The 8,323-nt window shown below is 50.6% G+C and carries 6 protein-coding genes and 1 pseudogene; 6 read left to right on the top strand and 1 reads right to left on the bottom strand.

Annotated elements, in window-relative coordinates; all coding sequences use genetic code 11:
• The 4 genes from MiSe_RS18920 to MiSe_RS18905 all read left to right on the top strand — a co-directional run.
• Nucleotides 1-1,421, top strand: a 1,421-nt coding sequence (locus MiSe_RS18920; protein WP_226583549.1) for a tetratricopeptide repeat protein, incomplete at its 5' end; no start/stop codon positions are given.
• 151 nt (nt 1,422-1,572) lie between these two features.
• Nucleotides 1,573-2,769 carry an RNA-guided endonuclease InsQ/TnpB family protein gene (locus MiSe_RS18915; RefSeq protein WP_226583546.1) on the top strand — a complete coding sequence of 399 codons (1,197 nt, stop codon included), beginning with the start codon at nt 1,573-1,575 and terminating at the stop codon, nt 2,767-2,769.
• Nucleotides 2,766-4,157: a CHAT domain-containing protein gene (locus tag MiSe_RS18910; RefSeq protein ID WP_226583545.1), complete on the top strand. Its 1,392-nt coding sequence runs from the start codon at nt 2,766-2,768 to the stop codon at nt 4,155-4,157. Before MiSe_RS18915 ends, MiSe_RS18910 begins: the two co-directional genes overlap by 4 nt.
• Nucleotides 4,158-4,298: 141 nt before the next feature.
• Nucleotides 4,299-6,410, top strand: a complete 2,112-nt coding sequence (locus tag MiSe_RS18905; protein WP_226583541.1) for a caspase family protein — start codon at nt 4,299-4,301, stop codon at nt 6,408-6,410.
• Between the two features lie 51 nt (nt 6,411-6,461).
• On the opposite strand, the gene MiSe_RS18900 is transcribed toward MiSe_RS18905, so the two are convergent.
• Nucleotides 6,462-6,617, bottom strand: a complete 156-nt coding sequence (locus MiSe_RS18900; protein WP_226583538.1) for a ribbon-helix-helix domain-containing protein — start codon at nt 6,615-6,617, stop codon at nt 6,462-6,464.
• A 64-nt stretch (nt 6,618-6,681) separates the two neighbouring features.
• On the opposite strand from MiSe_RS18900, the pseudogene MiSe_RS18895 reads away from it, so the two are divergent.
• Nucleotides 6,682-7,894 (top strand): annotated as a pseudogene (locus MiSe_RS18895) (RNA-guided endonuclease InsQ/TnpB family protein).
• An 8-nt stretch (nt 7,895-7,902) separates the two neighbouring features.
• Nucleotides 7,903-8,115, top strand: a complete 213-nt coding sequence (locus MiSe_RS18890) for a hypothetical protein (RefSeq protein WP_226583535.1) — start codon at nt 7,903-7,905, stop codon at nt 8,113-8,115.
• Nucleotides 8,116-8,323: the final 208 nt, after the last annotated feature.

The following is an 8,323-nucleotide window of genomic DNA, read 5'->3' as shown; positions in this document are numbered from 1 at the left end:
CTGTCAATGTTTTTGGTTTATTATATCAATACTTCGTGAATTTTTGCCTAAAGAACGTTCGCGAGACTGAAGTCTCGCGCGGTTACCCCGGTATAAATACGCGGGGTTTTCGCGAACTTCTCTATAATGCAGTCGCAAGCACTCAGTCCGATCCCGCAGAACAACTCTTCTTGCAAGTCAATCGACTCTATCGATCCGGTCAATTCAAAGAAGCAACGCCGCTAGCCGAACAACTGGTTGCCCTGCGTCGCCGCCAAGTGGGGAACGCACACCCCAAAGTCGTTCAAAATCTCGGCAATCTGGCTATTCTCTATGCTTCTCAAGGTCGTTATGATGAAGCAGAACAGCTTCTTGAAGAAGCATTAGCGATCGACCGCCGTCTGGGTCGCGAAAACCTCAGTAACTCTGCTTCATTTAGCAATTTGGCCTTGTTGTACGAGTCATTAGGTCGCTACAGCGAAGCCGAAAAGCTCCACAAAGAAGCTCTAGATGTACGTCGCAGTCAGTTCGGCGAGGAACACCCCCGAGTTGCCCAAAGCCTCGGCAATCTGGCAAATTCATACCTGCTCCAAGGTCGCTACAACGAAGCCGAACCGCTCTATCAAGCAGCGCTAGACCTGTATCGTCGCTTGGATCGAGCAGCCTTAGAAGGGTATCGTCGCTACGAGAGAACGCGCATAATCCGATCGCGTCCCTCGAACAATGAAGGCGATCGCATCTCCCCGAATGTCGCCTTCGCCAGCAACAAACTGGCACAACTCTATTATTTTCAAGGGCGATACAACGAAGCCGAACCGCTTTACCGAGAGGCTTTAGCTGCGTTCCGCAGCCGATTGGGTCGCGAACATCCAGATGTTGCCAATGTCCTCAATAATCTTGCGCTGCTGCTGCACGCGCAAGGTCGCTACGCCGAAGCGGAACCACTCTACAAAGAAGCCCTCGCGATCGATCGCCAGCAACGAGGCAACGAACACCCCAATCTAGCCAGCACAGCCAATCATCTTGCAACCCTGTATGCGGCCCGAAACCGAACGGATACTGCCCTTGACTCGCTTAACCAGGGCTTGTCGATTGAGGAAGTAAATCTTTCAAACCTCCTGATTACCGGCTCCGAACGCCAAAAACGCCAATATCTCGGTACAATTGCCGATTCCCTCGACCTTGCCCTCTCGCTCCACTTGCAAGCGGCTCCCAATAACTCCGAAGCGGCAAACCTCGCCTTCACCACACTCTTGCGGCGGAAAGGTCGCATCCTTGATGCCGTCGCCGACAATATGCAAATCCTGCGGCAAAACTTAACCCCCGAAAACCGCCAACTCCTCGATCGACTCAGTACCAAACGCAGCGAACTCGCTGCCGCAATTTTCAATCCGCCCCCAGATATCGCCGACGCTTCTTACCTGAAGCTTGCGGGACGGTGAAAGCCCTGTCTCTTTAGAGCAGGGATGAAAGCGGACACGAGCAACTTTAGTTGCAGTTGTATGTGAAGTTTTGTGACAATTTGGTTTAGGGGCTATGGATACCCTAAACCAGGTTTGTATAATAATTATAGGTCGAACAAAAGCTGACGCCATGATTGTTTACGAATTCAAAGCCAAAGGAAGAATTGAGCAGTACCGGAAGGTTGATGAAGCTATCCGGACTTTTCAGTTTATCCGCAATAAAACAATCAGGTTTTGGATGGACAATCGCGGTGTTAAATTGTCGGAACTGAGCAAGCTTGGTGCTGTTTTAGCTAAAGAGTTCGCATTTGCTAATCAATTAAACTCTCAAGCTAGACAGGCTGCTACTGAGCGGGCATCGTTTTCGATTCAACGATTTTACGAGAACTGCAAGTCTGGTAAACCTGGTAAAAAAGGGTATCCCAAGTTCCAAAAAAATAATCGTTCTGTGGAATACAAGGTCACAGGATGGAAGCTTTCAGATGACCGCAAGTACATAAACTTTATTGATAGGTGCGGTATTGGTCAATTGAAACTGATGGGAACATTAGATTTGCACTATTACCAGATTGACCAGATTAAGCGGGTTAGAATCGTTAAACGCAGCGATGGATATTATGTTCAGTTCTGCATAAAAGCCGACCGCAATATCGACACCAATCCTACTGGTAAAACTGTGGGATTGGACGTTGGATTGTCTGCTTTCTATACCGATTCTCAAGGAAATAAGGTAGAAAATCCTCGTCACCTACGTAAGTCCGAGAAGGCTTTAAAACGGTTGCAGCGTCGTGTTTCCAGACGGGAAAAAGGCTCTAACAACCGCTCAAAAGCTATTTCTAGTCTGGGGCGTAAACACCTAAAAGTTTCCCGTCAGCGTAAAGACTTTGCGGTAAAAACTGCATTGTGCGTGGTGAAATCTAACGATTTCGTGGCGTTTGAGAAACTTCAAGTTCGTAACATGGTTAGGAACCGTCATTTAGCTAAGTCCATCAGTGATGCTGGATGGTCACAATTCACCCAGTGGTTAGAGTATTTGGGCAAAGTATATGGTCGGGTTGTGGTTTCTGTGCCGCCCCAGTATACCAGCCAAAATTGCTCTAGCTGTGGCGAAACAGTGAAAAAGTCTTTATCCGTTCGCACTCATGTTTGCAAGTGTGGATGTGTACTAGATCGTGACCATAATGCGGCAATAAATATTCTAGAGAAAGCGCTAAAACAGACTGGTTGTCAGTTAAGTACCGTGGGGCCCAGGTCAACTTTTAACGCTTGGGGAGAGAAGGCCCTCTACCTTTGCTTGGAAACAAGTTTGGGCAAGGTCACTCATTGAGCCAAGAATCTCCCGTCATTTATGCGGGAGAGTGTCAACGCAAACACCTCGCCACCCTCAAAGGTGAAGCCGAGCAACTCGAAACCCAACTCGCCCGCGCCAGTGCCGAATTCCGCACAGACCAACAACCCGTCACGCTTGAAGGCATCCAAGCTCTCATTCCCAGCAATGCAGCTCTGATTGAGATCGTCCATTACCGACCTGTTGACTTTAAAGCGTCGTTGGATCGGCGTTTCGGTGCTGCCCGCTATGCCGCCTACATCCTCAACGCCAGCGGCACGCCGGAATGGGTCGATCTGGGAGATGTAGAACCGATCGACACCGCTGCTCGCCGATTCCGCCAAGAACTCAACAACCCCAACAACCTCAAGGCCGCTCGTCAACGCGCCCGCGAACTCGATGCCCTGGTCATGGAACCGATCCGCGCCCGACTGGGCAATGTCGAACACCTGCTGATCTCTCCCGATAGTCAGCTCAATCTCGTTCCTTTCGCCGCCCTCGTTGACGAGCAGGAACGATACCTGATTCAAACCCACAAAATCACCTATCTCACGACAGGTCGCGACCTGCGGAACTTAGAGCGATCGCGCCCAGCCCAATCCCCGCCCCTGATCCTCGCCGACCCCAACTACGACCAACCGGGCAGCAGCCGCTCGACTCGTGCCGCCCAACGTTCTCAAGACCTCAGCAATCTCCGGTTTGGCCCCCTCCCTGGAGCCGCTGCCGAAGCTGAAGCCCTGCGCGGTCTCCTGCCCAACGCCACCCTCCTCACCGGCGACAAGGCCACCGAAAACGCGATCAAACAAACTCCAGCCCCCGAAATTTTGCACATTGCCACCCACGGCTTCTTTCTCGCAGATGTCGAGTTTGCCCTGCCGCGCGATGGCACTCGTTCTGCCACCATCATTCCCACGCCCACCGGAAACCTCTCCGGTTCCCCAGCACGCCCCTCCAGCACCGAAAATCCATTGCTGCGATCGGGTTTAGCGCTGGCGGGTTTCAATGTGCGAGCCAGCGCCGGAGAAGACGGGGTACTCACCGCCCTGGAAGCTGCTGGATTATCGCTACGCGGCACCCGTCTCGTCGTCATGAGTGCCTGCGAAACTGGGGTGGGTGCGGTTGCCAACGGCGAGGGAGTCTACGGACTGCGCCCCGCCTTCGCGATCGCCGGTGCGGAAAGCCAACTGATGAGCTTGTGGCAAGTCGATGACTACAGCACTGCCGAACTGATGGAGCTGTATTATAGCCGCATCCTCAAAGGTGAAGAACGCAGCGAAGCATTGCGGCAAGTTCAGCTCGACCTGCTGGCTGCCCCCGCTTACGAGCATCCCTATTACTGGGCCTCTTTCCTCTTCTCCGGCGACTGGCGACCCATCAAAGAGCGATAAGCTGTTCTAATTTGTACATGGGGAACTGAGGGAACAGGGGAGCAGGGGAGCAGGGGAGCAGGGGAGAATATAGATCCAAACTCTCCTGAAGCCCCTCTGCACCTCTGCCCCTCTGCACCTCTGCCCCTCTGCCCTGCTGCCATGTCTCAAATCAAACGCCGTCATTTCCTTCAAGCTGCTGGTTCTACCCTCGCTGCCATCGGTCTGAGCCAATTGGATTTCCTCCGGCAAGCCAACCAATACGGGCGCGTCCTGGCTAGCGGTACGCCCCGCAAGCTGGCTCTGCTGGTGGGGATTAACAGTTACAAAGGAGCCGCCAGGGATTTGCAAGGTTGCGTTACCGATGTCGAACTGCAACGCGAACTGCTGATTCACCGTTTTGGTTTCAATCCCCGCGATATCGTTGCGGTTTGGGAAAATGCCGAAACCCCTGACTTGCAACCTACCCGCGCCAACATTCTCCGAACCTTTCAAGAACATCTGATTGCTCAGGCCAAACCGGGCGATGTGGTTGTGTTTCACTTTTCGGGGCATGGATCGTTGGTCAACGATCCTAGTCCGCTTGACTCCAAAGAGTGTCGCGCCAATAAGAATTGTCACCTGAATGGCACGATGGTACCCAACGATCCGATCGAGCGACGAGACGAATCGACTCTGATTGTTCCAGATATCATGGGGCGATCGCTCTTTTTGCTCGTCCAAGCCCTCGAAACCGAAAATGTCACCGTTGTCTTAGATAGTTGTCACTCCGGTGCGGCAACGCGAGGCAATACGGTGGTGCGATCGGCTCAACGGACATCGCGGAACAAATCGGCCATTCCCCAAGCAGCGGAGATTGAGTTGCAAAAAGCCCTGATCTCGAAGCTAGGACTGGAAACCACGTTTGAACAACGGAGACAACTCGGCATTGCCAAGGGCATTGCCTTGGGTTCGGCCCGACGCAACCAGGAGGCATTGGATTGTGCCTTTGATGGCTTTTCTGCGGGAGCTTTCACTTATTTGTTAACCCGGTATTTGTGGCAGCTTCCGGGTACTGAAGCGGCTAGCAAGACCTACATTAACTTGGCTCGGAGTACGCGATCGCTGGGAGAAAGGCAGCGGCATAATCAGGAACCAATTATTGAATATCAACCGAATCGCAATTATGAAGAACAGCCGGTTTATTTTGCCACCCCTGTCAATCCTGCTGCCGAGGCCGTGATTACCAATATACAGAATGGGCAAATCGAGTTTTGGCTGGGCGGTGTTTCAGCCCAAAACATTACCTCAACCAATACGGTGTTTACGGTGCTGAATCCATCTGGACAGATGCTCGTTACCCCAAATGGAAAACCCGTTGAAGTTCAGCAGCAGGAACGCTTGGGGCTGGTTGGTAGAGGAAACGCGATCGCTGGCGATGTCGGACAGTTGCGGGAGGGGATGCTGCTACGGGAACGCATTGTTGGGATTCCCACCAATCCGATGCTGACCATCAGGTTAGATAACTCCCTTGGGGATGGGCTAGACCAGGCGCGATCGACCTTGCAAGGCGCATTGATAGCGGGAAATATCAACCGGATTCAAACAGCACCCGTGGGTAAGGCCCCCCTTGACTGCATTTTGGGGCGCATGACCGAAGCCTATCAGCAACAACTCACCGAAGCCGAAGAAACCGATTTGCCGCCCCTGAATACCATCGGACTGTTTACGACATCGCTGTCGCCGCTACGGTTTTCTTTTGGACGAATCAATGAATCGGCTACAGCGGCGGCGAACCGACTCAAACCCCAGTTTCGCTTGTTGCTAGTTGGGAAAGTGTTGGAGAGCATTGCATCTACAACATCCGAGCTGCAAGTTGTGGGTGAAATTTTTTCGGCGAGTGGGGTAGGGTCGCCTGTCCCACTCGCCAGCCGGGGAGCAGAAAACCAAAGATCTATCCTTCAGTCGATCGTTCTGGGGGCTGAACCCTTTGCTTCAGGAGATGCGATTCAAATTAAGGTTGAGAACCAGGAAGACCGAAAACTCTATCTTAGCTGTTTGGCGATCGACGCTTTTAACAATTTAATCGTGCTTTATCCGGCAGATTTTGAATCCCCAGAAGATGCCTCTCAGATTGATGCTGGGGGCAGCTTAATCGTGCCGCGTCCCCAGGACGAGCTGAAGTTTGCGCTCTCGGGTTCCGGACAGATCCAACTGCTGACGCTGGTTAGCACGCAGCCGCTGCGAAACGTGCTGCGGGGATTGAAGACGATCGCCCGCAGGCGAGGCTTATAGAATAATCCGCGAAAACCCCGCGTCAAGAGACCGGGGTGACCGCGCGAGACTTTAGTCTCGCGAATGTTCTTTGGGCGAAGGTTCGGGGAACTTGGCTATCAAACTACGAATCAGTTCAGACTTGTTCATCCCTCGTCTGATAGCTTCTGCTTCTAGTTGGCGCATCTCGTAATCAGTAAGTTTTATATCCAATCTGCGATCTTTCATTGAAAATATACGGACAAACGACTGTACCAACAGTATACTAGAAATATAGCAATGGAGGTCGGACGTGCTAGTTCTGGAATACAAAGTCAAAGGCAAGCCAAAACAATATCAAGCGATTGAGGAAGCTATTCGGACAACTCAATTTGTCAGAAACAAATGCATCCGTTACTGGATGGATGCACCCAGAGAGGCAAAAATAAACGGTTTTGCCTTAAACAAGTATTCAACAGAACTACGCAACGAATTCTCATTTGTTAAAAACCTAAACTCAATGGCGGTGCAAGCGGCGGCTGAGCGCGGATGGTTTGCAATTTCCTGGTTTTACGACAACTGCAAAGCTAAAAAACCAGGTAAAAAGGGCTTTCCACGCTTCCAGAAAGATAACCGCTCAGTTGAATACAAGACTAGCGGATGGAAGTTGCACCCGACCGCAACGCCCGCATCACCTTTACCGATAAGAAAGGGATTGGTGAGTTAAAGCTATTAGGAAAGTGGGATATTCACACTTATCCGGTCAAGTCAATCAAACGTGTTAGGTTGGTACGACGTGCTGATGGCTACTATTGTCAATTTGCTGTTGATACTGAAGTCAAGGAACAACTAGAGCCAACCGGAAACGTCATCGGATTGGATGTAGGACTTGAGTTTTTCTATACCGATTCTAATGGACATCAGGAGGAAAATCCGCGCTTTTTAAGGAAAGCTGAACGAGCGATTAAACATGCTCAACGCCGCATCTATAAAAAGCAAAAAGGCAAAAACGGACGCTGCAAAGCACGGAAAAGATTTGCCAAGAAGCATTTAAAAGTAAGCAGGCAACGTAATGAACACGCACTTAGACTGGCGCGTTGCGTAATCAGGACTAACGACCTAGTAGCCTATGAAGATTTAAATGTTCGCAACCTGGTCAAGAACCACTGTTTAGCTAAGTCAATTAGTGACGCTAGTTGGACGCAGTTTAGAGAGTGGCTTGAATATTTTGCTGGCAAATTTAACCGAGAAATTGTTGCCGTTCAGCCACATTATACAAGTCAGAAATGCAGTAATTGTGGCACTGTTGTGAAAAAGTCTCTATCAGTTCGCACCCATGCTTGTAAGTGTGGATGTCGATTGAATAGAGATGAAAATGCAGCAATAAATATTTTAAATCTTGCAGGAGCAAGCTAGGGGAGGGCATCCCCAAAGTAACGCGCTCCGGAGTTGGGGTCACTACGCTAGTTGGTGCAAACCTGCTAGAGCAAACTCTGACGTTGATTACAGAATCTCCTCGTCTTTAGACAGGAGAGTGTCAACCCGTGGATTTCTTCAGGTGGAAGGGGATGAACCCTTAGACTTAATTGCTGGATTGCTGGGCGATTTGGATAACCTATCCCGGAGTCGGAGAGGAGAATCCGCCACGATTGGCGCCGTACAAAATAATAATCAAACGCCAGCAGATGCAAATGTTTTGGCAGCCTTTTCAACTGCAATCGAGATTCGCGAACGATCTGGAGTTTGACAGCAATTAATTTGCTGTTCGGGGCGATCGAAGATATTCAAAATTAAGTTCGCCAGCGAGCTAATTTTTGATGTGAATCTGGATTGGCTCTGCTCGATCGACAAAGACGCGATCGCGATTCAAGTGTATAAATGTTTTTTTTGAGGATAGACTACCGCGATCAATATTCCAACATTGGGCAGATTGCGTGCTAATCTAAGAAAAGACC

Source organism: Microseira wollei NIES-4236 (assembly GCF_020521235.1).
GTDB lineage: Bacteria > Cyanobacteriota > Cyanobacteriia > Cyanobacteriales > Aerosakkonemataceae > Microseira > Microseira wollei.
The sequence above is the reverse complement of the archived record's forward strand: the minus strand, read 5'-3'. Positions and strand labels throughout refer to the sequence as shown.

Coding starts and splice junctions, on each gene's coding strand:
- MiSe_RS18915 (WP_226583546.1), top strand. CDS start 1,573: ATGATTGTTTACGAATTCAAAGCCAAAGGAAGAATTGAGCAGTACCGG.
- MiSe_RS18905 (WP_226583541.1), top strand. CDS start 4,299: ATGTCTCAAATCAAACGCCGTCATTTCCTTCAAGCTGCTGGTTCTACC.
- MiSe_RS18900 (WP_226583538.1), bottom strand. CDS start 6,617: ATGAAAGATCGCAGATTGGATATAAAACTTACTGATTACGAGATGCGC.